The organism is Pseudomonas sp. SWRI179 (genome assembly GCF_014268705.1).
Lineage (GTDB): Bacteria > Pseudomonadota > Gammaproteobacteria > Pseudomonadales > Pseudomonadaceae > Aquipseudomonas > Aquipseudomonas zanjanensis.
On sequence record NZ_JABWRA010000032.1, the window covers coordinates 40,590 to 65,870 of the forward strand.

Consider the following 25,281-nt stretch of genomic DNA (forward strand, 5'->3'; position numbering starts at 1 on the left):
TACCGCTGGCTGACATGGGTGGCGAACAAATATCACGTGTCAGGCAGCGGTTGTTTTCGAGTTTGAGTGTTCAAATTATATATATCGCTCCATGAATTTTTATTCGTGGCGGGAGAGTGTGTCTTGAATTTTTTATTGAAACTTAAGTGTTTCCTGTGTGCGTCTCTGTGCCTGAATTTTATATTCTGCGGCGCGGCAATGGCCGCTGGCGTGCAGCCAGAAACCACGGTGGTCATTTATTACGAGGAAAATGGCGAAGCCACCATCAATCTCAAGAACACCGACGCCGGCCCGACGCTGCTTCATTCAAAAGTTGAACACATACCGGAAGATGGCGAATTGTCCGTCATCGTGACGCCGCCAATCATGCGGGTCGATGCGGGCGAAACGCAGTTGATTCGTTTGATCGGAGTATTCAAGGAGCCGCTCAAGACCCAGCGGCTCAAGCGTGTCACGTTCGAGGGTATTCCGCAGAAGCCATCCAACGGCGGTGCCACGGTGGGCATCAACGTCCGGCACAACTTGCCGCTGATCATTCATCCCAAGGGCCTGGCTCGGCATTCGGCGCCCTGGGAGCTGTTGAAATGGAAAGTTGACGGGGAAAACCTGGCGGTGCAGAACGACAGCCCTTACGTGGTGCGGTTGTCTGACCGGGTACAGCTGAACCCCCCGAACGCCTCGGTTGCCTTGCCTCGCACCTATATCCTGCCGGGCGAAACCCTGACGGCGCCATTCAAGGAGGCCGGCGCCACGGTGACCTCGGTGACGATCCAGCCCGCGACAGTATATGGGTTTGCCATCGGCAACTTCGACGCGCCGGTCGTGAGCCAATGATAACGGTCACGCAGGTCGCGCCATGTTCTAGGGTGCGCAACGGCGACCGTCGATTCGTTTGCGGATGGACCGGTAAAAAAAACCGCTGGGCGCACAAGCTGATGTTGTCCGCGCTGATCGGGTGCGGAACCGGTGGCCCGGTGCTCGCCCAAGGGCCTGGCAAGGCCAGCGAGACACTCGCGCAGTTCGACGCATCGATTCTCTCTTCCCGTGGGCTCGACCCTGGTGTGTCGGATTATTTTCGTTACGCGCCGCGTTTTCATGAGGGCACGCAGGTGGTGAATCTGCGGGTCAACGGCAATCAGCTTGGGTTGTCCGAGGCGCGATTCAATCGCGAGGGCGAGTTGTGTTTCACCCAGGCTCTTCTGGAAAAAGCTGGTTTGCGCGTCCCGGCCGCCACCGTCGACCAGGGAGAATGGAGCGAACCGGCGTGCCATGACTTTCTTGCCCAATATCCCAATACCGTCGTGAATCTACGCCCCAATCGCGAGGAGGTGGAACTGGTGGTCTCGAGCGAGGCGTTCCGCGCGCCGGAGTTGGATGAGGGAATGTTTTCCCGAGGCGGCTTGGCAGGTCTGCTCAATTACGATGTGCTGGGCCTGGAAAGCCAATCGCGATCAGGCGGTTCAAGCCGTTATTTTTCCCTGGCCACCGAAGCCGGCGTCAATCTGGGGGACTGGATTGTGCGCAGTCGCCAGCTCTACACATCGGTCAATGGGGTGCAACGCAGCGAGCATCTGTACGCCTATGCCCAGCGCGACGTACTGCCCTGGCAATCCACGTTCCAGGTGGGACAGCTCTCCAGTAACAGCCCGGTGTTCGGCGGCGTCCAGTTTTCCGGCCTGCAGTTTTTCCCCGACGGCGTAAAGCGTAGCGCGGGCGCCAATGGTGCAGTGGTGGAGGGGTTGGCTTTGAGCCAGTCCCGTGTGGAGGTTCGTCAGTCCGGTGCGTTGATCTACACCACGCTGGTTCCAGAGGGGCCATTCACCCTCAGCAATCTGCCCTTGCTCAACGGCACCAGCGATCTTGAAGTGAGCGTGATAGAGGAGAGTGGCGCAGAGCAGCGTTTTATTGTGCCGTCGGCGTCCTTCCGGGGCACGGCGCCTGCTCAGTCGGGCTATTACGTTTCCCTCGGCCAGGTGCGTGGGCCAAGCGAGAGCGAGGGGGAGCAACCTTTGCTGGCGATGGGGAGCGCAACCTGGGGCCTGGGGAAAAGCTCGGCGCTCAGTGCCGGCCTGGTGGGGACGTCGGATTATCAAGCGACGGGACTTGGGCTCGATACTCGACCTGTAGCGAACCTCGCGGTGGGCGCGCGCGGCAATGTTTCCCACGACAAGGCCAGCGGTGAATCCGGCGCGCGCAGAAGCCTTTCGTTGGGCACAGCGGTGGCCGACAGCGTTGACCTGACGCTCAGTGCCACCCGGCAAACGCCGGGTTACCGCGAAGTGTCAGAGATCCGCTACGGCGACAGGCAATCCGAACGGGATGATTTCCTGGGGTCGCGTTTCAAGAACCAATACACGGCCGGACTCAGTTGGTTCGACCCGGCGCTGGGTGGTTTCTCGGTGGGTTATTCGCAATCGTCGCAGTTCGACGACCAGAAATACGCCCACTGGCATGGCTCCTGGAGCAAGTCGTTCAAGCACGCGAGCGTGAGTGCCTATGTGGACTCGGCCGTGGGGGCCTCGAGCTCATCCAATGACGGCGTGTCGGTACGCCTGCAAGTCAGCGTACCGCTGGGCAAGGACCGGCGTGTTCGTTCCTCCCTCAGGCATCAGGGAAGCCGCTCCACCCTGACGGCTGCCTACACCGAGCGCGTCAACGAATACCTCAATTACGAGGTCGGCGCCGAACAGGGACTGAACCACCCGCAATCGCTGACGCGGGGCACTGTCAACGCCACGCCGCGCTATGCGCAGGTCGGGCTTGCGGCCAGCCAGGACCGCTTTAACACCAATTACAATGGCTACCTCAAAGGCGGCATCGTGGCCCATGAACAAGGGGTGACCTTTTCCCCTTACCGGGTCCAGGAAACGTTTGGTGTCGTTTCCCTCGAAGGTGTTCCGGGGGCCAGGATCAGCACGCCGCAGGGGCCGGTATGGACGGACGCCAAGGGGCGGGCGGTCATCGCCAGTTTGCCCGCCTACAACAACAGTCGCCTGGAAGTGGACACTCGATCATTGCCCAAGCGCGTGGATATCCAGAACGGCACCAAGATCCTGAGCGCTGGTCGTGGCTCGTTCAATGCCGTGGATTTCTCGGTGGTCAACGTACGCAGGGTGTTGCTGCATGCCCGGGATGAGGGCGGGCAGGCACTCCCGCACGGTGTCTCGGTACTGGCCGACAATGACGACTTCCTCACCAGCGTGGCGGGTGACGGCATGATTTTCATTGGCGATATCGGCGGGCAGCAGGCGCTGAAAGTAGCGCTGTCCAGCTCCAGGACCTGCCAGCTTCAATTCGATCTGACGGAAGACAATGATGAAGATCTCCCTTATGAAACCGCTTCTGCGGTATGCCTTGACCTTCAGCCAAATGAGGCCTTGGCGACTGCCGAGGAGCCTGAGCTGCCTGAGTTGCTTGATGGCGATGCTGATGCTGACGAGCCCAGCGAAGGCTGAGCAATGCAGCGTGTCGCTGAGCCAGGATCGGGTCGATTACGGCCGCCTGCACCGGGGCGAACTGCTGGTTGAACAGCCGGGCAGGACAGAACTGGCGCTGGGCAAGCGAACCTTGAACCTGAGCGTGGTCTGCCCCCAGCCTACCGCGATGGCTTTGCGCTTCGACGCCCCTGGGGTCGGCGCCGAAGCCTTCAGCCTTGGGCTGCAGGGCAGTTTCACGCTGAGTCTCAGACAGCCTCGCGTCGATGGGCAGGCTGTCGAATTGTTCCAGGGGCGTGCGCGCTCCCTGGAGCAGGCCAGCCGCTTGTTGCCTGGCCAGACATTGGTTGCCAGGCAGGGCGGTGCGCCTGTCCTGGGGCGCATGTTTTCCGCGCAAGTGGAGGTCGACACCTACTTGCCGGCGAACGCGACCCGGGTTCGCGAGGAGGTGTCGATCGAGGGTCGCGGGCGCTTCGAGCTGGTATCCGCCAACTGAAAATCACGCCACCGATTCGACAGTCCCGATAAAATTCGCCAGTTCCGCAGTCTGCGGATTGGCGAACAACACCTTGGGATCGCCCACCTCATGCACCTTGCCCTGGTGCATGAACACCAGTTTGTCGCCGACTTCCCGGGCAAAACGCATTTCATGGGTGACCATGATCAGCGTCATGCCTTCCTTGGCCAGTTGTCGCACCACGCTGAGCACTTCGTTGACCAGTTCCGGGTCCAGGGCCGAAGTGATTTCGTCGCACAGCAGCACTTTCGGCGACATCGCCAGGGCGCGGGCAATCGCCACCCGTTGCTGTTGGCCGCCGGACAAGCGGTCGGGGAACGCATCGAATTTCTCGCCCAGCCCGACCCGTTCCAGCATCTGCCGCGCCAGCTCGGCCGCCTTGGCCTTGGGCACTTTTTGCACAACTTGCGGCGCGAGCATGACGTTCTCGCCGACGGTCAGGTGCGGGAACAGGTTGAACTGCTGAAACACCATCCCGACTTTCTGGCGCAGGCTGCGCAGGTCGGCGCGGGCCGCATCGAGGTATTCGCCGTCGACTTCGATCACGCCATCGTTGATCGACTCCAGGCCATTGAGGGTGCGCAGCAAGGTGGATTTGCCCGAGCCGCTGCGGCCGATGATCGCCACCACCTGGCCTTCCTCGACACTCAGGTCGATGCCTTTGAGCACGTGATGATCGCCGTAGTATTTATGCAGGGCGGTAATTCTAAGCAGAGGCATGCAGTCTCCTTTCCAGGTAGCGCGCACTGAGGGACAAGGGGTAGCAGAGCAGGAAGTAACCGAGGGCGACCAGGCCATAGACCATGAACGGCTCGAACGTGGCATTGGCAAGCATGCCGCCGGTCTTGGTCAGTTCGGTAAAGCCGATGATCGACGTGACAGCCGTACCTTTGACCACCTGCACGGAGAAGCCCACGGTCGGCGCCACGGCGATGCGCAGGGCCTGGGGCAGGATCACGTAGCGCAACTGTTCGAGCGGGTTGAGGGCCAGGCTTGCGGAGGCTTCCCACTGGCCATCGGAAATCGAGTCGACACAACCGCGCCAGATCTCCGCCAGGTAGGCGCTGGTAAACAGCGTCAGGGCAATCGCCGCCGCCATCCACGGTGAAATCTCCACCCCGGCCAGGGCCACGCCGAAGAACACCAGGAACAGTTGCATCAACAGCGGTGTGCCTTGGAACAGCTCGATGTAGGTACGGGCGACGTTGCGGGGCAGGGCGCGCTTGGAGATGCGCAGCACCATGATCAGCAAACCGATCACGCCACCGCCGATAAACGCCACCAGCGACAGCGCCAGGGTCCATTGCAGCCCGGTGAGCAGGTTGCGCACCACGTCCCAGAAAGTGAAATCGCTCATTGGCTGCTCCTGGCAATGTAGCGACGCCCGACCCAATTGAGGAACTGGCGGATCAACAGCGCCATGCACAAATAGATCAGCGTGGTCAGCGCGTACGTTTCGAACGCGCGGAAGTTGCGCGACTGGATGAAGTTGGCGGCAAAGCTCAACTCTTCGGTGGCGATCTGCGAACAGACCGCCGAGCCGAGCATCACGATGATGATCTGGCTGCTCAAGGCCGGCCAGACCTTGCCCAGTGCCGGCAACAGCACCACATGACGGAACGCCTCGAAGCGGCTCATTGCCAGGGCCGCGGCGGCTTCCAATTGCCCCCGTGGGATCGCCTGGATGCCGGCACGGATGATCTCGGTGGAGTAGGCGCCAAGGTTGATCACCATCGCCAATACCGCAGCCTGCCATTCAGAAATCTGCAGGCCCAGGGACGGCAAGCCGAAGAAGATGAAAAACAGCTGCACCAGGAACGGCGTGTTGCGGATCAACTCCACGTACACGCCGAAGATCGCCGCGAACGGGCGAATGTTCCACGCCCGCACCACGGCCCCGACGATGCCCAGGCTGACCCCGAGCAACGTGCCGATGGCCGTCAGTTCCAGGGTGAACAGCGCACCGCGCAACAGCAGCTCGGTGTTTTGCACCACCGGTAGAAAATCGAACTGATAAGCCATGCTCAGCCTCTCAAGCGACGGTCAGAGATCGGCCGGCAGCGGCTGCTTGAGCCAGGTCTGGGAGTTTTTCTCCAGGCTGCCATCGGTCTTGGCGGTGGCGAGGATCTGGTTGACCTTGTCCAAAAGCGCCGGCTCGTTCTTATTTACGCCCACGTAAACCGGCGAGTCCTTGAGTTTTACCTTCAGCGCCGGAACACGCTTGGGGTTGCGTTCGCTGATGGCGACCATCACCACATTGCCGCTGGCGATCAAGTCGACCTGGCCGGCCAGGTAGGCGGCGATGGTCGAGTTGTTGTCTTCGAAGCGCTTGATGGTGGCGCCTTCGGGGGCGACTTTGGTCAGCTCGATGTCTTCGATGGCGCCACGGGTGACGCTGATGGTCTTGCCCTTGAGGTCGTCCAGGCCATTGATGGCGGCATCAGGCGGGCCGAACACGGCCAGGTAGAACGGCGCATAGGCGCTGGAAAAGTCGATGACTTTTTCCCGCTCCGGGTTCTTACCCAGGCTGGAAATCACCAGGTCGACCTTGCCGGTGGTCAGGAACGGGATGCGGTTGGTGCTGTTGACGGGGGTCAGTTCAAGCTTGACCTTGAGCTGGTCGGCCAGCAGTTTCGCGGTGTCGATGTCCAGGCCGCGCGGCTTCATGTCCGGGCCGACCGAACCGAAGGGCGGGAAGTCCTGGGGCACGGCGACCTTGAGGGTGCCACGCTTGACCACGTCTTCCAGGCCATCGGCGTGGGCAGGCAGCTGACAAAGCATCAGGCTGGCGAACAGGGCTGTGAGCAGGGCGCTGCAACGCTGAATCATGGCGAATCTCCGCAATCGGTGATGTGATTTCTGCGTTCGGACAGAGCACAGGCCATGCCAAGCCGGCTCTTCATCGGTCAAAGCCACGGTTTTGCTGGTGGGAGGCGGTCTTACTGGTCTGAACAGTTGCGCCGCGTTTCGCACCTTTATCGGGCGTCGGCATTTGCCGCCGAACCCTGCTGGGGCACGACTTGCCGGGCGCGACGAATAGCTTTACAACTAGCCGCTCACTGGCCCGGTTCGTCTGAAAAATCATGAATTCCATCGCTCGTGCCGTTCCTGAAGTGGCGCTGCAAGCCATCCGCAAACTGATCGTCGATGAAGGCTTCGGCCCCGGCGATGCGCTGCCGTCGCAACGGGACCTGGCGCTGCAACTGGGGGTGAGCCGGGCGTCGTTGCGCGAAGCGCTGTCGTCCCTGAGTGCCTTGGGCATGATCAGCGTGCAGCCGGGCAAGGGCGTGTTCGTGCAGGCACCGGTAGAGGCTCCACGCAGCGAGTCCGCGCCGGGGTGGCCGTTCGCGGCCCAGGCTTCGCCGGTGGACATCTTCCAGTTGCGCTACGCCCTGGAGGGTTTCGCGGCGGGGTTGGCGGCGGTGACGCTCAGCGCCGATGAGCTCGACCGGTTGCAAGACAATGTCGAAGCCATGCGCCGGGAATTGAAGGTCGGGGATTTCGACGCCGCCGCGCGGCTGGATTTCGAATTCCATCGGCGAATCCTGCTGGCCAGCGGCAACCAGGCGATGCTGAGCATCCTCACCGCCAGCGCCGACATCTTCCTGGAGAGCCAGAAACTACCGTTCATCCGGGCGGAGCGGGCGATGGAAACCTGGCAGGAGCATCGCAAGATCCTGCGCGCCCTGGCCCGTCGGGCGTCAGGCGCCGCGCAAAAAGCCATGCAGGAACATGTACGTAACGCTGCGCTGCGTACCGGCATTTCCTTTGTCGCTCCCGTAGCTTCTTGAACCGGGCCATACTCAAATACATCGTGCGCCATAGCGAGACTCAATCAACTGCGGCTTCCTGAACCCGGGAAGGGCCGCTATGATGGGCCACGTTTTTTTGCTGATGACCCCGGAGATTTCCATGAGCAGCGATCTGATCAAACACGTTAGCGACGCTAGCTTCGAAGCTGACGTTCTCAAGGCCGAAGGCGCGGTACTGGTCGACTATTGGGCTGAGTGGTGCGGTCCTTGCAAAATGATCGCTCCGGTCCTGGACGAGATTGCCGAGACCTACAAGGGCAAGCTGACCGTTGCCAAGCTGAACATCGACGAAAACCAGGAGACGCCGGCCAAGCACGGCGTGCGTGGTATCCCGACCCTGATGCTGTTCAAGAACGGCAACGTCGAAGCCACCAAGGTCGGTGCGCTGTCGAAGTCGCAACTGGCTGCTTTCCTCGACGCTAACATCTAAGCGCCGAATGCCACTGGAAAAGCCCCGCAAATCGCGGGGCTTTTTCGTTATTCGGGGCTAGACGCTTGCAAACCCAGGTGGTACATTCGGCCCCGCACTGGTTTCTCCATTGCCCCCTGCAAGCCGTCGCCGACGCTCTCCTTTCGAATAAGTACGCGATCCTGTCGCCTTCTCCGCGGCGCGGCCTCATTAAGCCAAAAGCTTAATTTCCCCCCTCCATAAATGATTACGTCATTCCTATATGAATCTGACTGAACTCAAGCAAAAGCCGATTACCGAACTGCTCGAATTGGCCGAACAGATGGGCATAGAAAATATGGCCCGTTCGCGCAAGCAGGACGTGATTTTCTCCCTGCTCAAGAAGCACGCGAAAAGCGGCGAGGAAATCTCCGGTGATGGCGTGCTGGAGATTCTCCAGGACGGCTTCGGCTTCCTTCGCTCCGCAGACGCTTCCTATCTCGCCGGCCCAGACGATATCTACGTCTCGCCGAGCCAGATCCGTCGCTTCAACTTGCGCACCGGTGACACCATCGTCGGCAAGATCCGCCCTCCGAAGGAAGGCGAGCGTTATTTCGCCCTGCTCAAGGTCGACACGATCAACTTCGATCGTCCGGAAAACGCGAAGAACAAGATTCTCTTCGAGAACCTGACCCCGCTGTTCCCGACCGTGCGCATGAAGATGGAAGCCGGCAACGGCTCCACCGAAGACCTCACCGGTCGTGTCATCGACCTGTGCGCACCCATCGGCAAAGGCCAGCGCGGCCTGATCGTGGCGCCGCCGAAAGCGGGCAAGACGATCATGCTGCAGAACATCGCGGCCAACATCGCCCGTAACAACCCTGAAGTTCACCTGATCGTGTTGCTGATCGACGAACGTCCGGAAGAAGTGACCGAGATGCAGCGCACCGTGCGCGGCGAAGTGGTCGCCTCGACGTTCGACGAGCCGCCAACCCGTCACGTGCAGGTTGCCGAAATGGTGATCGAGAAGGCCAAGCGCCTGGTCGAGCACAAGAAGGACGTGGTGATCCTGCTGGACTCCATCACCCGTCTGGCCCGCGCCTACAACACCGTGATCCCGAGCTCCGGCAAGGTGCTGACCGGTGGTGTCGATGCCCACGCGCTGGAAAAACCGAAGCGTTTCTTCGGCGCCGCGCGGAACATCGAGGAAGGCGGTTCGCTGACCATCATCGCCACCGCACTGGTTGAAACCGGTTCGAAGATGGACGAAGTGATCTACGAGGAATTCAAGGGCACCGGCAACATGGAGCTGCCCCTGGACCGTCGTATCGCCGAGAAGCGTGTGTTCCCGGCGATCAACATCAACCGTTCCGGTACCCGTCGCGAAGAATTGCTGACCGCCGATGACGAGTTGCAGCGCATGTGGATCCTGCGCAAGCTGCTGCATCCGATGGATGAAGTCGCTGCCATCGAGTTCCTGGTCGACAAGCTGAAGACGACCAAGACCAACGATGAGTTCTTCCTGTCGATGAAACGCAAGTAAATCGTCAGGACAGGCCAGCAAGAGCCGGGGAAACCCGGCTTTTTGCTATCTGTGCATTCACTATTCTGGACGGGCGGCGTTAAACTCGGGCCCCCGAACGCCACGGCCACCATGAGGCTTTTGCATGCAGTATCGCGACTTGCGCGACTTTATCAGCGGGCTGGAACAGCGCGGCGAACTCAAGCGCATCCAGGTGCCGGTGTCTCCCGTCCTGGAAATGACCGAGGTCTGCGACCGCACCCTGCGCGCAAAAGGCCCGGCGTTGTTGTTCGAAAATCCGACGGGTTATGACATCCCGGTGCTGGGCAACCTGTTCGGCACACCGGAGCGCGTGGCCCTGGGCATGGGGGCCGAAGCCGTCAGCGAACTGCGCGAGATCGGCAAGCTGCTGGCGTTCCTCAAGGAGCCCGAGCCGCCCAAAGGCCTGAAGGACGCCTGGTCGAAGCTGCCGATTTTCCGCAAGATCATTTCCATGGCGCCGAAAGTCGTCAAGGACGCGATCTGCCAGGAAGTGGTGATCGAGGGTGACGATGTCGATTTGGCTATGCTGCCGGTACAGACCTGCTGGCCGGGCGACGTCGGCCCGCTGATCACCTGGGGCCTTACCGTTACCAAAGGCCCGAACAAGGACCGCCAGAACCTGGGCATCTACCGTCAGCAGGTGATCGGCCGCAACAAGGTCATCATGCGCTGGCTGAGCCATCGGGGTGGTGCGCTGGACTACCGTGAGTGGTGTGAAAAACACCCCGGCCAGCCCTTCCCGGTGTCGGTGGCCCTGGGCGCGGACCCGGCGACTATCCTCGGCGCTGTCACGCCCGTGCCCGACAGCCTTTCCGAATATGCCTTCGCCGGCCTGCTGCGGGGCAACCGCACCGAGCTGGTGAAATGCCGTGGCAACGACCTGCAGGTGCCGGCCACCGCCGAGATCATCCTTGAGGGGGTGATCCATCCTGGCGAAATGGCCGACGAAGGACCGTACGGCGACCACACCGGTTACTACAACGAAGTCGACAGCTTCCCTGTGTTTACTGTCGAGCGCATCACCCATCGGATCAAGCCGATCTATCACAGCACCTACACCGGTCGTCCGCCTGACGAACCGGCGATTCTCGGCGTGGCGCTGAACGAAGTGTTCGTGCCTATCCTGCAAAAGCAGTTTCCGGAAATCACCGATTTCTATTTGCCGCCGGAAGGCTGTTCGTATCGCATGGCCGTGGTGACCATGAAGAAGTCGTATCCGGGGCACGCCAAGCGGGTGATGCTCGGCGTCTGGTCGTTTTTGCGACAGTTCATGTACACCAAGTTCGTTATCGTCACCGACGACGATATCAATGCACGGGACTGGAACGACGTGATCTGGGCCATCACCACGCGCATGGACCCCAAGCGCGACACGGTGATGATCGAGAATACGCCGATCGACTACCTCGACTTCGCCTCGCCGGTGTCTGGCCTGGGGTCGAAGATGGGGCTCGATGCCACGCATAAATGGCCCGGTGAAACCACCCGTGAGTGGGGCCGGGTTATCGTCAAGGATGAAGCCGTTACCCAACGGATCGATGCCATCTGGAATCAGTTAGGAATAGATTGATGCGTGTGACCTTGCAGCCTTCCGGCGCGGTGCTGGAGATACAGCCGGCGGAGCGGATTCTCGATGGCGCGCGGCGCCTGGGCTATGAATGCCCGCAAAGCTGCCGCAACGGCAACTGCCACGTCTGTGGCGCGTTGCTGGTGGAGGGCCGTGTGCAACAGGCGGGCGAGGTGCGCGATCACGGTGAGATCTTCACCTGTATCGCCGAGCCGCTGGAGGACTGCGTGGTGCTGTGGGACGGCGTGCTGTCGCCGGGTGAGTTGCCGGTACGCAACCTGGCGTGCCAGGTCATCGAGTGCGCCGACGTAGGCGGTGATGTCTGGCGAGTGCGCCTGCGTGCGCCGGCGGGCAAGCCACCGCGCTATCACGCCGGGCAGTACCTGATGATCGAGCGGGAAAACGGCGAGAAATCGGCTTTTTCCCTGGCCTCGGCGCCGCATTCCGGGCGCGAGCTGCAATTGCACGTATTGGTGCGCGAAAGCAGTGCACAGGCGCTGCTGGAGCAACTGCGACGCAACCCCAGCGTGCGCGTCGAAATGCCGTTTGGCGACACGCATTTGTCCGAGCTACCGGAAGGCCCATTGGTGCTGATCGCCGCTGGAACCGGCATGGCGCAGATGCACAGCTTGATCGAGCACTGCCGCGCGGCGGGCTTCAAGCACCCGGTGCACCTGTATTGGGGCGTGCGGCGGCCGGACGATTTCTATGAAATCGAGCATTGGGACGAATGGAAAAAACTGCCGAACCTGTTCCTGCATAAAGTCGTCAGCGACTTGTGTGGCTGGGAAGGGCGCTGCGGGATGCTCCATGAAGCGGTGTGCGAGGACATCAGTGACCTTTCTGGTGTGCACGTCTATGCCAGCGGTTCGCCGGCCATGATCTATGCCACGCTCGATGCCCTGGTGGAAGCCGGCATGGATGCTCATCAGATGCGTGCGGATGTGTTTGCGTATGCGCCGCGCGCCTGAGCCGCATTCATCCTCCCAGGCTTAGGTCTGCTTTTGTGGCGAGGGAGCTTGCTCCCGCTCGGTTGCGCAGCGACCGCCTCTTTTGGGACTGCTTCGCAGTCCAGCGGGAGCAAGCTCCCTCGCCACAACAGCAGATGTCCATCCATCGATATAACATCATATATTTCGTTTTGATATTTAGTCTTGAGGCTAGATACCGATAACGTATATAGGGTACGCAATGGCATTTAACTTGCCTGAATTCCCCTGACCGTCAACACCATGACGGCACCCCCGACTACCTTCCGCCTCCGCGAGGAGCCAACCGCTAACGGCCATGACCGCTATCGAATCCGCCATTACCTGTGCCTTGTACCCGCCACGACTCGAACTGGGGCCGCAGCTGACCCGTGAACAATTGCTCGCCTCGATGCAATTGACCATGAGTCTCCACCAGGGCGGTCCGGTCTGGTTGTTCGCGTACGGTTCATTGATCTGGCGGCCGGAATGCACGGCGGTGGAGCGGGTGCGCGGCCGGGTCCATGGTTACCATCGCGGTTTATACCTGTGGTCCCATGAACACCGCGGCACCCCGGAATTGCCAGGATTGGTGTTCGGATTGGATCGCGGCGGTTCATGCAGCGGTTTCGCCTACAGGTTGCCGGAGGAAAATCTCGAGGACTCGCTGTTTGCCCTGTGGCAGCGCGAGATGCCGGTGCCGTCCTATCGCCCGCACTGGCTCAGTTGCCGTCTCGAGGATGGCAGCCGGGTGCAAGCCTTGGGTTTTGTGTTGGAGCGACACCTGCCCAGCTATGCCGGCAACTTGCCGGACCATGTGCTGAGCCAGGTGTTCGAAAGCGCCTGTGGGCGTTACGGCACTACTCGCGATTACGTCGAGCAGACCGTACACGCCCTGCGCAGCCACGCCATGCCAGACCGGAACCTGGAGGCGCGGCTCAAGCGCTGCCAGTCAACGCTGGATCAGGCGACTGCTTCGCGGCTCTGACTGGCGATTTGCTTGTGCCATAGGGTTGGCGCGAGGAATGCCATCGCCAGCAGGCAGGCACCGATCAACAGCACAAAACCGCCATTCCAGCCAAAGTGGTCCACGGTGTAGCCCATGGCGGCGCTGGCCGCGACCGATCCACCCAGGTAACCAAACAGACCCGTGAAGCCCGCGGCGGTACCGGCGGCTTTCTTCGGCGCCAGCTCCAGTGCCTGCAAACCGATCAGCATCACCGGGCCGTAGATCAGGAATCCGATGGAAACCAGGGCGATCATGTCGACGGTCGGGTTGCCGGCCGGGTTCAGCCAGTACACCAGCGTTGCCACGGTCACCAGGGCCATGAATACCATGCCGGTCAGGCCACGGTTGCCACGGAAGATCTTGTCGGACATCCAGCCACACAGCAGCGTGCCGGGAATGCCCGCCCACTCGTAGAAGAAATAGGCCCAGGAGCTCTTGTCCACCGTGAAGCCCTTGGCTTCCTTGAGGTAGGTCGGCGCCCAGTCCAGCACGCCGTAGCGCAGCAGGTAGACGAAGACGTTGGCCATGGCGATGTACCAGAGCATCTTGTTGCGCAGCACGTACTTGACGAAGATTTCCTTGGCGCTGAATTCGTTCTCGTGGCTGGCGTCGTAGCCTTCCGGGTAGTCGTTCTTGTATTTCTCGATCGGAGGCAGGCCCACCGATTGTGGGGTGTCGCGCATGGTCGCGAAGGCAAACACCGCAACGACGAGCGCTACGGTAGCGGGCACATAGAATGCCGCGTGCCAATCATTGAACCAGGCCATGCCCAGCAGGAACAGCGGGCCGATCAGGCCGCCACCGACGTTGTGCGCCACGTTCCACACCGACACCACGCCGCCACGTTCCTTCTGCGACCACCAGTGCACCATGGTCCGTCCGCTTGGCGGCCAGCCCATGCCTTGGGCCCAGCCGTTGATGAACAGGAGGATGAACATGATGGTCACGCTGGACGTTGCCCAGGGCGCGAAACCGAACACGAACATCACCCCCGCCGAGACCAGCAAGCCGAAGGGCAGGAAGTAGCGCGGGTTGGAACGGTCGGAGACCAGGCCCATCAGGAACTTCGACAGCCCATAAGCAATGGCGATGGCCGACATGGCCAGGCCCAGCTGGCCACGGGTATAACCCTCGTCGATCAGGTACGGCATGGCCAGGGAGAAGTTCTTGCGCAGCAGGTAATACCCGGCGTAGCCAATGAAGATCCCTGCGAAGATCTGCCAGCGAAGGCGTCGGTAAGTGCTGTCTATTTTTTCTTCAGGCAGGACTGCCTGGTGTGCGGCAGGTCGAAAGAAAGCAAACATTCAAGTGCTCCAGGTTCTTGTTATGGCGGCGGATGCGAATGTTACAGTTTCGTTACCGAAAATAGCATCGCTCGTTGTCGCATAAAAAGCAGAAATTTCGATTGATCATGTTCTTAAGTGAACATGTCGTTCAGACGTAAGCGAAGGGCGTCGTAGGAAATGCCTTCGCGACGCCCTTTCATGCGCCGCATCGGTGAATACGGGGCAAAGCAGTGGGAAACATCCTTCGCCCAAATGGGAAGTCTCGCTATAGGGCCCATGAGCCATGGCCTTTACCCTTTACGTTTCTGCCAGGTCTGGCATTTCAACTGAGGGTTAGGGGCATGAGGTGGTCCGTGGTGATGCTGTTGCTGTGCTTGGCCGGTACGAGCGGGGCAGCGGAAATGTTGTTGGTGCCCGAGCACAATCCCAGGCCGGATTACCCGACGGCCCTGTTCCGCCAGGGCATCATGGGTATGGCCCGGGTCGGCTTCATGGTGCATGCCGATGGTCGTGTCGATGAGGTCACGATCTTGCACAGCGATCATCCGGATTTCGCCGAAGCCGCACGGGAGGCCGTGAGCCAGTGGCGCTTCAAGCCTTGGCCGGTGGATCTTGAACACCCGGCGAAGACGCATGTCGTAGCGCCCTTCGAGTTCCGCCTGGATGACTTGCCACTGGACGCCAATAAATGGATCAAGACGTGGAAGTGCTCGGACATCAACGCCCACGCCAACGGCCAGCTATGGGTGCAGGACTTGCTCCCGTTCCATTACACACGCCTCTACTTATCCAATGTGTTTTTCGTCAAACAGTTACCGGAAGCCGAGCGCCTGGCCTTGATCGCTCGGTTCAACAGGCTCCTGCCCTCGATCGTGCAGCGTTGCGGAAGTTTTCCGGCGGCGCGGTATGTGCGGATGCTGCCGAAGGAGCTTCGTGAGTTGCTTTAGTGCGGGTCAATGGCGGTCCGGCGCATGGGGCATGACCGCCTAGACGCATTCAACGCACCTGCACAACCACCTTCCCCACCGCCTTGCGCTGCCCCAGGTCATTGATCGCCTGGGCGGCGTTGCTCAGCGGATACACCTGGGACACCAGCGGCTTGAGCTTGCCCTCGGCGAACCAGCCGAACAGTTGCTGGAAATTGGCGGCATTGTCCTTCGGTTGGCGCTGGGCGAAGGAGCCCCAGAACACGCCCACCACGGCGGCGCCCTTGAGCAGGGCCAGGTTCACGGGGAGTTCCGGGATACGCCCACTGGCAAAACCCACCACCAGCAACCGGCCGTTCCAGGCGATGGCGCGGATGGCCTGGTCGAACAGGTCGCCGCCCACCGGGTCGTAGATCACGTCGGCGCCCTGGCCGTCGGTGAGGCGCTTGATTTCATCCTTCAGGCTGGTTTCGCTGTAGTTGATCAAGTCGTCGGCACCGGCGGCCTTGGCCACGGCGAGTTTCTCCGCGCTGCTGGCGGCGGCGATCACCCGGGCGCCCATGGCCTTGCCGATTTCCACGGCCGCCAGGCCAACGCCACCGGAGGCGCCGAGCACCAGCAGGGTTTCGCCGGGTTGCAGGTTGGCCCGTTGCTTGAGGGCGTGCATCGAGGTGCCATAGGTCATGCTGAACGCCGCGGCGGTGTTGAAGTCCATGGACGCGGGAATCGGCAACACGTTATAGCCGGGGACCGCCACCTGTTCGGCAAAGCTGCCCCAGCCGGTCAGCGCCATCACCCGGTCGCCGACTTTCAAGTGGCTGACGTTCTCACCCACCTGGCTGACCACGCCCGCCGCTTCGCCGCCGGGGGAAAACGGGAAGGGTGGCTTGAATTGGTATTTGCCCTCGATGATCAGCGTGTCAGGGAAATTCACCCCGGCGGCGTGCACGTCCAGCAGCACTTCGTTCTTCTTGGCGACGGGGCTGGCGACGTCTTCCAGCACCAGCGATTCGGCGGGGCCGAATTCTTTGCACAGCACGGCTTTCATCAGGGCTATTCCTTTGGGAGTGATGGCCGATAAGTGTAGGTGTGAGAGACAACGGGTCAACGAGCATGCCCCGCCCTGATAGCCGGCCATAAGCTTGTGCTTGAACGGCGGGTCGGTATGCTGGGCCGCAAACCGGATGAGGAATCGATTGTGAAAGCGTGGATCATGTTGATGCTGGCCCTGTCGCTGCCTGTGGCGGCGATGGCCGAAGAGGCCAAGGAAGCGAAAGAGGGCGAGGCACCGAAAGTCAGTTATATCACCCTCAGCCCGCCGTTCGTGGGCAACTATGGCTTGGACGGCACGGCGAAGCTGAAGGTCTACAAGGCCGACGTGGCCCTGCGCGTGACCGGTGATGCCGCCGCGGCGGCGGTCAAGGCCAACGAGCCGCTGATTCGTAACCAATTGGTGGCGTTGTTTGCCCAGCAGACTACCGAGGGGATGAACAACCTCGAAGCCAAGGAAAAACTGCGTCAGGAAGCGTTGAAGCAGACCCAGCAGGTGATGAACGACGAGACTGGCAAGCCGATGGTGGATGATTTGTTGTTCAACAACCTGATCATTCAATAAGTTTTGTGGTGGCTGGGCGGGCCCTATCGCGAGCAGGCTCGCTCCCACAGGTATCCAGAGTGTTCGCAAATACTGTGGCCACCCCGGATCAACTGTGGGAGCGGGCTTGCTCGCGAAGGCAGTTGACCAGCCGCCATATTTCTCAAGGCTTCAGCGCAACCACCGCCGCCCACTGCTCCGCCGTCACCGGCATCACTGACAGTCGCGAGCCTTTCTGCACCAGCGGCATTTCCGCCAGGGCGGTTTGCTGCTTGAGGTAGTCGAGCTTCAGGACGTGGCGGAACGTCTCGACATGGGCCACGTCGATCGCGGTCCAGGGGTTTTTGTCGAGGCTGGCCTTGGGGTCGAAATAATGGCTGTCCGGGTCCAGGGCGGTCGGGTCGGGGTAGGCCGCCTGGATGATTTTGCCGATCCCGGCGATACCGGGCTCGGGGCAACTGGAATGGTAGAAAAAGAATGTGTCGCCCACCGCCATGGCCCGCAGGAAATTGCGTGCCTGGTAGTTGCGAACCCCGTCCCAACGGGCCTGGCCAAGCTTTTCCAAGCCCTGGATGGACAATTCGTCAGGCTCGGATTTCATCAGCCAATAGGCCATGATTGCTACTCCTTGGCGGTGTGGAAAAAATAGTTCAGCGATTTTATGACAAACCGACAGTCGGTTGACGCCAGAGTTTGCGTGTAGGGTCCGGTTGCCGCAAAATGCCGGCCTTCCAAGCTTGACGCTGCTGCACGGCCAATAAGAAAACCGCTGCTGTCATCGTGTGTGATATGCCTTGAGGGGGGCAATCGATGAAACGCAAACCGGATTTGTTGTGGATCTTGGTCATTCTGTTCGGCCTGGGTGTCGTGACCACGGGTTACGCCCAAAGCCTGTGGGCCAACAAGACCGAGGCGCCGGTGGACATCACCCAACCCGCGCCATCGCTCAAACGCTGAACCCGCTTTCCAGGCGCCGCGGATGACCGTGGCGTCTATCCCGCGATATACCACCGCCTGTCGCTGACCGTTCCCTGTAGCGGTACGTCCCAGCTTGCCTGCGCCAATCGTTCGACCTTCTGGCATTCATGGGCCAGCCCCAATAGCGTTGGCTTGCGCCACTGCTTGCGTCGCGCCAGGTACGCCAGGCTGCGGTCGTAAAAACCGCCGCCCATGCCCAATCGACCTCCCGCATCGTCAAACCCCACCAGTGGCAACAACACTAGGTCCAGCGTCCAGACCTTGCGTTGCCGGGCGATGTTCTTGCGTGGTTCAGGGATACGAAACCGATTGGGCTGCATTTGTTCGCCGGGGTGGATGCGTTGGAATACCATCTTGGTCTGCGGCCACGGGCTGAGTACCGGCAGGTAAGTGGCCTTGCCCCGGCGCTGGGCCGCGCGCAGCAGCAGGCGCGGGTCGATTTCGCCATCGTTGGGCAGGTACAGGGCGATGTGCTTTGCACGGCGAAACAGCGGGTGCTGGGCCAGTTGTTTGTACAGCCCGCGGGCGGCTTGCCGTTGCTGGGCGGGCGTCAGAGCGCGACGGGCCTGGCGCAGCAGGCGTCGAAGTTGCGGGCGGGGCAGCAGCGCGGGTTCGGTCATATCAAGGCTTCACGCAGTGGCGATGTCACAGCGTAACCGCAAAACAGGGTGCCCAGAAATGCCTGCGCCAGAAACGACAATGCCAGTTCATATGAACTGGCATTGTCTGGAGTCAGGCTCCCCGGATGAACCGCTGTCGGCTTAGCCCTTGAACCCGAAAGTTCAAGGTGGAAGTTGCAGGAGGCGTTAAGGCTTTCCGTCAAGCGGACATGCACACCGGCCCCAACGTGCAACCCCCGTGGTTGTGCGTATCGGCTCAGGGACATCACCAACTGGCAAGCACCCCAGGGAGTGACGCGAGTATACCCCAGGCAGCTTCGCGAATCAGCCCTTGGCGACGTCTGGATCGGTGGCGAGCACCAGATCCACCCGATCGAGCAGGTCGCGCACCTGTTCACGGGTCGAGCCGCTGACCTGTACGTCCGGCGTGTCCTGGCGATGCAACAGGTCGTGGGTGATGTTCAAGGCGGCCATCACGGCGATGCGATCGGCGCCGATGACTTTGCCGCTGCTGCGGATCTCGCGCATCTTGCCGTCCAGGTAACGGGCGGCACTCACCAGGTTGCTGCGCTCTTCCTGGGGGCAGATGATCGAATATTCTTTGTCGAGGATCTGCACGGTAACGCTATTGCTTGAACTCATGAGTCTTGCTCCAGGGCCTTGAGGCGCGAAATCATCGATTCGACCTTACGCCGGGCGATTTCGTTTTTTTCAATGAGGTGCGCGCGTTCCTCGCGCCAGGTTTTTTCCTGAGCTAATAGGAGTCCGTTTTGGCTCTTAAGTTGCTCGACCCGGTCAATTAGCAGTTCGAGTCTGGCCATCAGCGCTTGCAGGTCGGTGTCTTCCATTGTGTCCACTGAAGAATGTGTCTGATGGAGGGATGTAGGTCGCACAGCCTCTGATAGTCTTGGCGAGTCTGTCGATGTAGGATACAAGGCCTCCATTCTAGACATAGCGCCGTCTGGCGCCTAGCTGCCCATGCCCATTCAGAATTCCCCGTACCAAGCATTTGCCACCCTGCTGAGCACCAGCGGTCATCCTGTCTCGCCTGCCGAACTGCATGGCCTGTTGCTCGGTCGCAGCTGCGCCGGCGCCGGCTTCGAGGCCGACGGCTGGTTGGCCGACGCCGCCGAGCTGTTGGAAGGCGAGCCGGCGGACAACGTCCGTAACGCGCTGATCGGCCTGCAGGAAATGGTCAAGGGCGAGTTGACCAGCGACGACATGACCGTCGTCCTGCTGTTGCCCACTGACGACGCCCCCCTGGCCGAACGCGCCGCGGCGCTGGGCCAGTGGTGCCAGGGCTTCCTCGCCGGCTTCGGCCTGACCCGCCGCGAATACGCGCTGAGCGAAGAAGCGAAGGAAGTGCTGCAGGATCTGGCCGCGATTTCCCAGGTCCAGGATGCCCTGGAAGAGTCCGACGACGGCGAAAGCGACTACATGGAAGTGATGGAGTACCTGCGGGTCGCGCCATTGTTGCTGTTCACCGAGACCAAGAAAACCGATGCAGCGGCCCCCAAGCCGTCCTTGCATTAATTGTTAGAGGGAACCCCGTCTGCCCATGATTCATATCCCGAAATCGGAATACAGCCGTCGCCGCAAGGCCTTGATGGCGCAGATGGAACCCAACAGCATCGCAATCCTGCCCGCCGCCGCCGTTGCGATCCGCAACCGCGACGTCGAGCATGTCTACCGCCAGGACAGCGACTTCCAATACCTCAGCGGCTTTCCCGAGCCGCAAGCGGTGCTGGTGCTGATGCCCGGCCGCGCCCATGGCGAATACATCCTCTTTTGTCGCGAGCGCAACGCCGAACGTGAGTTGTGGGACGGCCTGCGCGCCGGCCAGGAAGGGGCGATCCGTGACTACGGTGCCGACGACGCTTTTCCCATCACCGACATCGACGACATCCTGCCGGGCCTGATCGAAGGTCGCGAACGGGTGTATTCGGCCATGGGCAGCAACCCTGAATTCGACCGGCACCTGATGGAGTGGATCAACGTGATTCGCTCCAAGGCCCACCTTGGCGCCCAGCCGCCGAACGAATTCGTTGCCCTGGATCACTTGCTGCACGACATGCGCCTGTATAAATCGGCGGCGGAACTGAAGGTCATGCGCGAAGCGGCGCGGATCTCCGCCCAGGCGCACATCCGGGCGATGCAGGCGGCGCGCCCTGGGTTGCATGAGTTCAGCCTGGAGGCCGAGCTCGATTATGAGTTTCGCAAGGGCGGGGCGAAGATGCCGGCCTACGGCTCGATCGTCGCGGCGGGGCGCAACAGCTGCATCCTGCACTACCAGCAGAACGACGCGTTGCTCAAGGACGGCGACCTGGTGTTGATCGACGCCGGCTGTGAAATCGACTGCTACGCCAGCGATATCACGCGTACCTGGCCGGTCAGCGGCAAGTTTTCGCCCGAACAGAAGGCGATCTACGAAGTGGTGCTGGCTGCCCAGGAAGCCGCGTTTGCCCAGATCGCACCGGACAAACACTGGAACCAGGCCCACGAAGCGACGGTCCGGGTCATTACCGAAGGGTTGGTGCGCCTGGGGCTGCTGGAAGGTGAGGTGGACGATTTGATTGCCAGCGAGGCCTACCGGGCGTTCTACATGCACCGCGCCGGCCATTGGCTAGGCATGGACGTGCATGATGTGGGCGAATACCGGGTCGGCGGCGAATGGCGGGTCCTGGAAATCGGCATGACGTTGACGGTGGAACCGGGCATCTATATCAGCCCGAACAACCGCAGCGTCGCGAAAAAATGGCGCGGCATTGGCGTGCGCATCGAGGATGACGTGGTAGTGACCAAGACCGGTTGTGAAATCCTGAGCCGAGGCGTGCCGAAAACGGTCGCCGACATCGAGGCCCTGATGGCCGCCGCCCGGACGCAAGCGGCATGAGCCGGATCAACGTGGCCATCATCGGCGGCGGCCTGGTCGGCGCGAGCCTGGCCCTGGCCCTGCAGGCTGGTGCCAAGGCCCGGGGCTGGAAGATCATGCTGATCGAGCCCTTCGCCCCTGGCGACGCCTGGCAGCCAAGCTATGACGCCCGGTCCTCGGCATTGTCCTACGGTGCCCGGCAGATTTATCAACGCCTGGGTGTCTGGCAGGAAATTTCCCGCCGCGCCGAACCGATCAAGCAGATCCATGTGTCCGACCGCGGGCGGTTTTCCACGGCGCGGCTGTCGGCCATGGAGGAAGGTGTGCCAGCGCTGGGTTATGTGGTGGAAAACGCCTGGCTCGGCCAGTGCCTGTGGCAAGGCCTGGACCCGGAAGTGGTCAGTTGGCGCTGTCCGGCGCAGGTGACGCGCATGGAGCCATTGGTCGGCGGTTATCGCCTGACCCTCGACGACGAAACCACCCTGGAATGCGATCTTGCGGTACTGGCCGATGGTGGTCGCTCCAGCCTGCGCGAGCAGTTGGGCGTCGGCGTGCGCAGTCGCCCTTATGACCAAAGCGCCTTGATTGCCAACATCACCCCCAGCGAAGCCCACAATGGCATGGCCTTCGAACGCTTCACCGATGACGGCCCGATGGCCTTGTTGCCGCTGCCGGAGAATCGCTGCGCGCTGGTCTGGACCCGCCAGGGCATGGACGCACAACGGCTGGCAGCCCTCGACGAGCGCGGCTTCCTCAGCGAATTGCAGGGCGTGTTCGGTTATCGCCTGGGGACGCTGAAACAGGTGGGCGTGCGGCACTTGTACCCGCTGGCGTTGGTGGAGGCTGAAGAGCAGGTCCGTCCGCACCTGGCAATCCTCGGCAACGCCGCCCACAGCCTGCATCCAATTGCCGGGCAGGGGTTCAACCTGTCCCTGCGCGATGCCCAGGCCCTGGCCGATGCCTTGCTCGACAGCGACGGCGAGCCCGGAGACTTTGCCGTGTTGCAGGCTTATCGCGAGAGCCAGCGCACGGATCAGGCCCTGACCGTGGGCTTCTCCGACCAGGTCACGCGCCTGTTCGGCAGCAACCTGCCGCTGGTGTCCCTGGGCCGTAACCTCGGCTTGCTGGGCCTCGACCTGTTGCCTCCGGCCAAGCGCTGGTTCGCCCGCCAGGCCATGGGTTTGGGGACGCGTCCCGATGCGTGAGGCTGGCGTGGTCACTTCTTTTCATGGGCGACTGACGTCGCCAGCAAAACAGGCATAGAGCATGGAATTGCGTGCAGATCTGCTGATTGTCGGCGCCGGTATGGTCGGCAGCGCCCTGGCGCTGGCGTTGCAGGGCAGTGGCCTGCAAGTGCTGTTGCTCGACGGCAGCCCGATGAGCGTCAAGCCCTTCGATCCCCAGGCCGCGTTCGAGCCCCGGGTCAGCGCCTTGTCGACGGCCAGCCAGCGAATCCTCGACCGCCTGGGCGTCTGGGACGGCATCACCACCCGGCGTGCCAGCCCTTATACCGACATGCACGTCTGGGACGGCAGCGGCACCGGGCAGATTCATTTTTCCGCCGCCAGCCTGCACGCCGAGACGCTTGGGCACATCGTTGAAAATCGCGTGGTGCAGGACGCGCTGCTGGATCGGTTGCATGATTGCGACCTGGGCCTGCTGGCCAATGCCCGGCTGGAACAGATGCGTCGCTCCGGCGATGATTGGTTGCTGACCCTGGCCGATGGCCGCACCCTGCGCGCGCCCCTGGTCATTGCCGCCGACGGCGCGAATTCGGCTGTGCGCCGCCTGACCGGCGTGGCAACACGCGAATGGGATTACCTGCACCACGCCATCGTCACCAGCGTACGCAGCACCCGGCCGCATCGAATGACGGCATGGCAGCGCTTCACCGATAACGGTCCGCTGGCGTTCCTGCCCCTTGAGCGTGACGGCCAGCATGACTGGTGCTCGATTGTCTGGTCCACCACCCCCGAAGAAGCTCAGCGTTTGATGGCGCTCGATGACACTCGATTCTGCAACGAGCTGGAACGCGCCTTCGAAGGCCAGCTCGGTCCGGTACTGAGCGCCGACCCGCGCCTGTGCGTGCCGCTGCGCCAGCGCCATGCCAAACGCTACGTGGCCGAAGGGCTGGCGCTGATCGGCGACGCGGCCCACACCATCCATCCGTTGGCTGGGCAGGGGGTGAACCTGGGCTTCCTCGACGCCGCCGTGCTGGCCGAAGTGCTGTTGCAAGCGGCCGCACGCGGCGAACGCTTGGCGGACGTGAAGGTGTTGAGCCGCTACGAGCGGCGCCGCATGCCCCACAACCTGGCGCTGATGGCCGCGATGGAGGGCTTCGAGCGGTTGTTCCAGGCCGATCCGCTGCCGGTGCGCTGGTTGCGTAACACCGGGTTGAAACTGGTAGACCGCTTGCCTGAGGCCAAGGCGCTGTTCGTGCGCGAGGCGCTGGGGTTGATTGGGGATTTGCCGGATCTGGCCAAGGCTTGAGAGGTGCGTTGGGCTTATGGCCCTATCGCGGGCAAGCCTTGCTCCCACAAGCTCTTGCTTCCCCCGGATGTCCGATGTAGGAGCTGTTGTGGGAGCAAGGCTTGCCCGCGATGGCTGTCGCAAAACACTGCACAGCTCAAGGCTGCAACATTTGGAAATGTGTCCGCCTACTGTTCGATTGTGATGGCAAATGTGAGTCCTTATCATTTGCGCTTCGCTCACCATCCAGAGACCGCTACCATGATGGCAACCAAACGCCTGCTGTCCGCCCTCGCCTTGACCCTGATCGGCACCACTGCCGCCCAGGCCGCCGATGAGGTGGTGGTCTACTCCTCGCGCATCGATGAACTGATCAAGCCGGTCTTCGACGCCTACACCAAGAAAACCGGCGTATCGGTGAAGTTCATCACTGACAAGGAAGCGCCGTTGATGCAGCGGATCAAGGCCGAAGGCGCAAACGCCACCGCCGACCTGCTGCTCACCGTCGATGCCGGTAACCTTTGGCAAGCCGAGCAGATGGGCATTCTCCAGCCGTTTACCTCCCCGGTGATCGACGCCAACATCCCGTCTCAATACCGCGCGTCCTCCCACGCCTGGACTGGCTTGAGCCTGCGGGCGCGGACCATCGTCTATTCCACCGAGCGGGTTAAACCCAGCGAATTGACCACCTATGAAGCGTTGGCTGGCAAAGAGTGGGAAGGCCGCCTGTGCCTGCGGACCTCGAAGAAGGTCTACAACCAGTCCCTGACCGCCACCCTGATCGAAACCCACGGGGCGGAAAAAACCGAGGAAATCCTCAAGGGCTGGGTCAAGAACCTGTCCACTGACGTGTTCTCCGACGACACTGCGTTGCTTGAAGCGATCAACGCTGGCCAATGCGATGTCGGCATCGTCAACACCTACTACTATGGCCGCTTGCACCAGCAGAAGCCGGACCTGAAGGTCAAGCTGTTCTGGCCGAACCAGGCTGATCGTGGCGTGCACATCAACCTCTCCGGCATTGGCTTGACCCAGCATGCACCGCATCCGGAAGCCGCGAAGAAGCTGGTGGAGTGGATGACCACGCCAGAAGCACAGAGCATTTTCGCCGACGTGAACCAGGAATTCCCGGCCAACCCGAAAGTCGAACCGTCCAAGGAAGTGGCAGCCTGGGGCAAGTTCAAGGCCGACACCCTGCCGGTGGAAGTCGCGGGTAAACGCCAGGCCGAAGCCATTCGCATGATGGATCGCGCTGGCTGGAACTGAGCCCCGTCCTG

Annotated in this window: 27 protein-coding genes and 1 other RNA gene; 17 read left to right on the forward strand and 11 right to left on the reverse strand. The window is 61.5% G+C overall.

Annotated features, from left to right (window positions below; all coding sequences use genetic code 11):
• Positions 1 to 105: 105 nt before the first annotated feature.
• Genes HU767_RS18310 through HU767_RS18320 form a run of 3 tightly spaced genes read left to right on the forward strand, consistent with a single transcriptional unit; the run spans position 106 to position 3,930 of the window.
• Entirely contained in the window at positions 106 to 834 is a 729-nt protein-coding gene (locus tag HU767_RS18310; RefSeq protein WP_346343476.1) for a fimbria/pilus chaperone family protein, read from the forward strand.
• Complete coding sequence (locus HU767_RS18315; protein WP_238349494.1) at positions 831 to 3,455, forward strand: fimbria/pilus outer membrane usher protein; 2,625 nt, start codon at positions 831 to 833, stop codon at positions 3,453 to 3,455. Before HU767_RS18310 ends, HU767_RS18315 begins: the two co-directional genes overlap by 4 nt.
• On the forward strand, positions 3,430 to 3,930 hold the full coding sequence (locus HU767_RS18320; protein WP_186706831.1) for a hypothetical protein: 501 nt from the start codon (positions 3,430 to 3,432) through the stop codon (positions 3,928 to 3,930). Before HU767_RS18315 ends, HU767_RS18320 begins: the two co-directional genes overlap by 26 nt.
• A gap of 3 nt (positions 3,931 to 3,933) precedes the next feature.
• Here HU767_RS18320 and HU767_RS18325 read toward each other — a convergent pair whose 3' ends face one another.
• From HU767_RS18325 to HU767_RS18340, 4 genes are read right to left on the reverse strand one after another with little or no spacing between them, the layout of a single operon-like run.
• On the reverse strand, positions 3,934 to 4,671 hold the full coding sequence (locus HU767_RS18325; protein ID WP_186706830.1) for an amino acid ABC transporter ATP-binding protein: 738 nt from the start codon (positions 4,669 to 4,671) through the stop codon (positions 3,934 to 3,936).
• Positions 4,658 to 5,308, reverse strand: a complete 651-nt coding sequence (locus tag HU767_RS18330; RefSeq protein WP_186730164.1) for an amino acid ABC transporter permease — start codon at positions 5,306 to 5,308, stop codon at positions 4,658 to 4,660. Before HU767_RS18330 ends, HU767_RS18325 begins: the two co-directional genes overlap by 14 nt.
• Positions 5,305 to 5,973, reverse strand: a complete 669-nt coding sequence (locus HU767_RS18335) for an amino acid ABC transporter permease (protein WP_053126440.1) — start codon at positions 5,971 to 5,973, stop codon at positions 5,305 to 5,307. The genes HU767_RS18330 and HU767_RS18335 overlap by 4 nt, the downstream gene beginning before the upstream one ends.
• A 21-nt stretch (positions 5,974 to 5,994) precedes the next feature.
• Positions 5,995 to 6,780 (reverse strand): transporter substrate-binding domain-containing protein, encoded by a 786-nt coding sequence (locus tag HU767_RS18340; protein WP_135847706.1) that lies wholly within the window; start codon positions 6,778 to 6,780, stop codon positions 5,995 to 5,997.
• A gap of 254 nt (positions 6,781 to 7,034) precedes the next feature.
• Here HU767_RS18340 and HU767_RS18345 point away from each other — a divergent pair, with 254 nt between their 5' ends.
• The 6 genes from HU767_RS18345 to HU767_RS18370 all read left to right on the forward strand — a co-directional run bounded on the left by HU767_RS18345 (position 7,035) and on the right by HU767_RS18370 (position 13,238).
• The gene (locus tag HU767_RS18345; RefSeq protein WP_186730165.1) at positions 7,035 to 7,742 is read left to right on the forward strand and encodes a FadR/GntR family transcriptional regulator; all 708 of its coding nucleotides are present in this window, start codon (positions 7,035 to 7,037) and stop codon (positions 7,740 to 7,742) included.
• Between the two features lie 121 nt (positions 7,743 to 7,863).
• The gene (gene trxA / locus HU767_RS18350) at positions 7,864 to 8,193 is read left to right on the forward strand and encodes a thioredoxin TrxA (protein WP_003206727.1); all 330 of its coding nucleotides are present in this window, start codon (positions 7,864 to 7,866) and stop codon (positions 8,191 to 8,193) included.
• Positions 8,194 to 8,434: 241 nt separating this feature from the next.
• Positions 8,435 to 9,694: a transcription termination factor Rho gene (gene rho, locus HU767_RS18355; RefSeq protein ID WP_003206716.1), complete on the forward strand. Its 1,260-nt coding sequence runs from the start codon at positions 8,435 to 8,437 to the stop codon at positions 9,692 to 9,694.
• Between the two features lie 124 nt (positions 9,695 to 9,818).
• On the forward strand, positions 9,819 to 11,285 hold the full coding sequence (gene ubiD / locus HU767_RS18360) for a 4-hydroxy-3-polyprenylbenzoate decarboxylase (protein ID WP_039590257.1): 1,467 nt from the start codon (positions 9,819 to 9,821) through the stop codon (positions 11,283 to 11,285).
• Complete coding sequence (locus tag HU767_RS18365) at positions 11,285 to 12,253, forward strand: CDP-6-deoxy-delta-3,4-glucoseen reductase (RefSeq protein ID WP_186706824.1); 969 nt, start codon at positions 11,285 to 11,287, stop codon at positions 12,251 to 12,253. The genes ubiD and HU767_RS18365 overlap by 1 nt, the downstream gene beginning before the upstream one ends.
• Before the next feature lie 316 nt (positions 12,254 to 12,569).
• The gene (locus HU767_RS18370) at positions 12,570 to 13,238 is read left to right on the forward strand and encodes a gamma-glutamylcyclotransferase (protein ID WP_186707597.1); all 669 of its coding nucleotides are present in this window, start codon (positions 12,570 to 12,572) and stop codon (positions 13,236 to 13,238) included.
• On the opposite strand, the gene glpT is transcribed toward HU767_RS18370, so the two are convergent.
• Positions 13,214 to 14,563 carry a glycerol-3-phosphate transporter gene (glpT, locus tag HU767_RS18375; RefSeq protein ID WP_053126430.1) on the reverse strand — a complete coding sequence of 450 codons (1,350 nt, stop codon included), beginning with the start codon at positions 14,561 to 14,563 and terminating at the stop codon, positions 13,214 to 13,216. The two genes, HU767_RS18370 and glpT, sit on opposite strands and share 25 nt — an antisense overlap.
• A 323-nt stretch (positions 14,564 to 14,886) precedes the next feature.
• On the opposite strand from glpT, the gene HU767_RS18380 reads away from it, so the two are divergent.
• Positions 14,887 to 15,492 (forward strand): energy transducer TonB, encoded by a 606-nt coding sequence (locus tag HU767_RS18380; RefSeq protein ID WP_186707595.1) that lies wholly within the window; start codon positions 14,887 to 14,889, stop codon positions 15,490 to 15,492.
• 49 nt (positions 15,493 to 15,541) lie between these two features.
• Here HU767_RS18380 and HU767_RS18385 read toward each other — a convergent pair whose 3' ends face one another.
• Positions 15,542 to 16,519, reverse strand: a complete 978-nt coding sequence (locus HU767_RS18385) for an NADPH:quinone oxidoreductase family protein (RefSeq protein ID WP_186707594.1) — start codon at positions 16,517 to 16,519, stop codon at positions 15,542 to 15,544.
• A gap of 150 nt (positions 16,520 to 16,669) precedes the next feature.
• Here HU767_RS18385 and HU767_RS18390 point away from each other — a divergent pair, with 150 nt between their 5' ends.
• The gene (locus tag HU767_RS18390; protein WP_186707593.1) at positions 16,670 to 17,086 is read left to right on the forward strand and encodes a flagellar basal body-associated protein FliL; all 417 of its coding nucleotides are present in this window, start codon (positions 16,670 to 16,672) and stop codon (positions 17,084 to 17,086) included.
• Positions 17,087 to 17,228: 142 nt separating this feature from the next.
• On the opposite strand, the gene HU767_RS18395 is transcribed toward HU767_RS18390, so the two are convergent.
• Positions 17,229 to 17,681: an EVE domain-containing protein gene (locus HU767_RS18395; protein ID WP_186730166.1), complete on the reverse strand. Its 453-nt coding sequence runs from the start codon at positions 17,679 to 17,681 to the stop codon at positions 17,229 to 17,231.
• A gap of 194 nt (positions 17,682 to 17,875) precedes the next feature.
• Here HU767_RS18395 and HU767_RS18400 point away from each other — a divergent pair, with 194 nt between their 5' ends.
• Positions 17,876 to 18,022 (forward strand): hypothetical protein, encoded by a 147-nt coding sequence (locus HU767_RS18400; RefSeq protein WP_162893876.1) that lies wholly within the window; start codon positions 17,876 to 17,878, stop codon positions 18,020 to 18,022.
• A 35-nt stretch (positions 18,023 to 18,057) separates the two neighbouring features.
• Here the strand turns inward: HU767_RS18400 and HU767_RS18405 are convergent, their stop codons facing one another.
• From HU767_RS18405 to HU767_RS18420, 4 genes are all read right to left on the reverse strand, one after another.
• Entirely contained in the window at positions 18,058 to 18,663 is a 606-nt protein-coding gene (locus HU767_RS18405) for a 5-formyltetrahydrofolate cyclo-ligase (RefSeq protein ID WP_186730167.1), read from the reverse strand.
• A gap of 114 nt (positions 18,664 to 18,777) precedes the next feature.
• Positions 18,778 to 18,957, reverse strand: a non-coding RNA gene (gene ssrS / locus HU767_RS18410) — 6S RNA.
• A gap of 30 nt (positions 18,958 to 18,987) precedes the next feature.
• Positions 18,988 to 19,305, reverse strand: coding sequence for a cell division protein ZapA (locus HU767_RS18415; protein ID WP_053126417.1), 318 nt, complete (start codon positions 19,303 to 19,305; stop codon positions 18,988 to 18,990).
• Positions 19,302 to 19,511, reverse strand: a complete 210-nt coding sequence (locus HU767_RS18420) for a TIGR02449 family protein (RefSeq protein WP_003177365.1) — start codon at positions 19,509 to 19,511, stop codon at positions 19,302 to 19,304. The genes HU767_RS18415 and HU767_RS18420 overlap by 4 nt, the downstream gene beginning before the upstream one ends.
• A 130-nt stretch (positions 19,512 to 19,641) precedes the next feature.
• On the opposite strand from HU767_RS18420, the gene HU767_RS18425 reads away from it, so the two are divergent.
• The 5 genes from HU767_RS18425 to HU767_RS18445 all read left to right on the forward strand — a co-directional run bounded on the left by HU767_RS18425 (position 19,642) and on the right by HU767_RS18445 (position 25,270).
• Positions 19,642 to 20,196, forward strand: coding sequence for a YecA family protein (locus tag HU767_RS18425; RefSeq protein WP_058542287.1), 555 nt, complete (start codon positions 19,642 to 19,644; stop codon positions 20,194 to 20,196).
• A gap of 25 nt (positions 20,197 to 20,221) precedes the next feature.
• Positions 20,222 to 21,556 (forward strand): Xaa-Pro aminopeptidase, encoded by a 1,335-nt coding sequence (gene pepP, locus HU767_RS18430; RefSeq protein ID WP_186730168.1) that lies wholly within the window; start codon positions 20,222 to 20,224, stop codon positions 21,554 to 21,556.
• Positions 21,553 to 22,740: a 2-octaprenyl-6-methoxyphenyl hydroxylase gene (gene ubiH / locus HU767_RS18435; protein ID WP_186707589.1), complete on the forward strand. Its 1,188-nt coding sequence runs from the start codon at positions 21,553 to 21,555 to the stop codon at positions 22,738 to 22,740. The genes pepP and ubiH overlap by 4 nt, the downstream gene beginning before the upstream one ends.
• Before the next feature lie 67 nt (positions 22,741 to 22,807).
• Positions 22,808 to 24,025 (forward strand): 2-octaprenyl-3-methyl-6-methoxy-1,4-benzoquinol hydroxylase, encoded by a 1,218-nt coding sequence (locus HU767_RS18440; protein WP_186730176.1) that lies wholly within the window; start codon positions 22,808 to 22,810, stop codon positions 24,023 to 24,025.
• A gap of 240 nt (positions 24,026 to 24,265) precedes the next feature.
• Entirely contained in the window at positions 24,266 to 25,270 is a 1,005-nt protein-coding gene (locus HU767_RS18445) for an extracellular solute-binding protein (RefSeq protein WP_186730169.1), read from the forward strand.
• Positions 25,271 to 25,281: the final 11 nt, after the last annotated feature.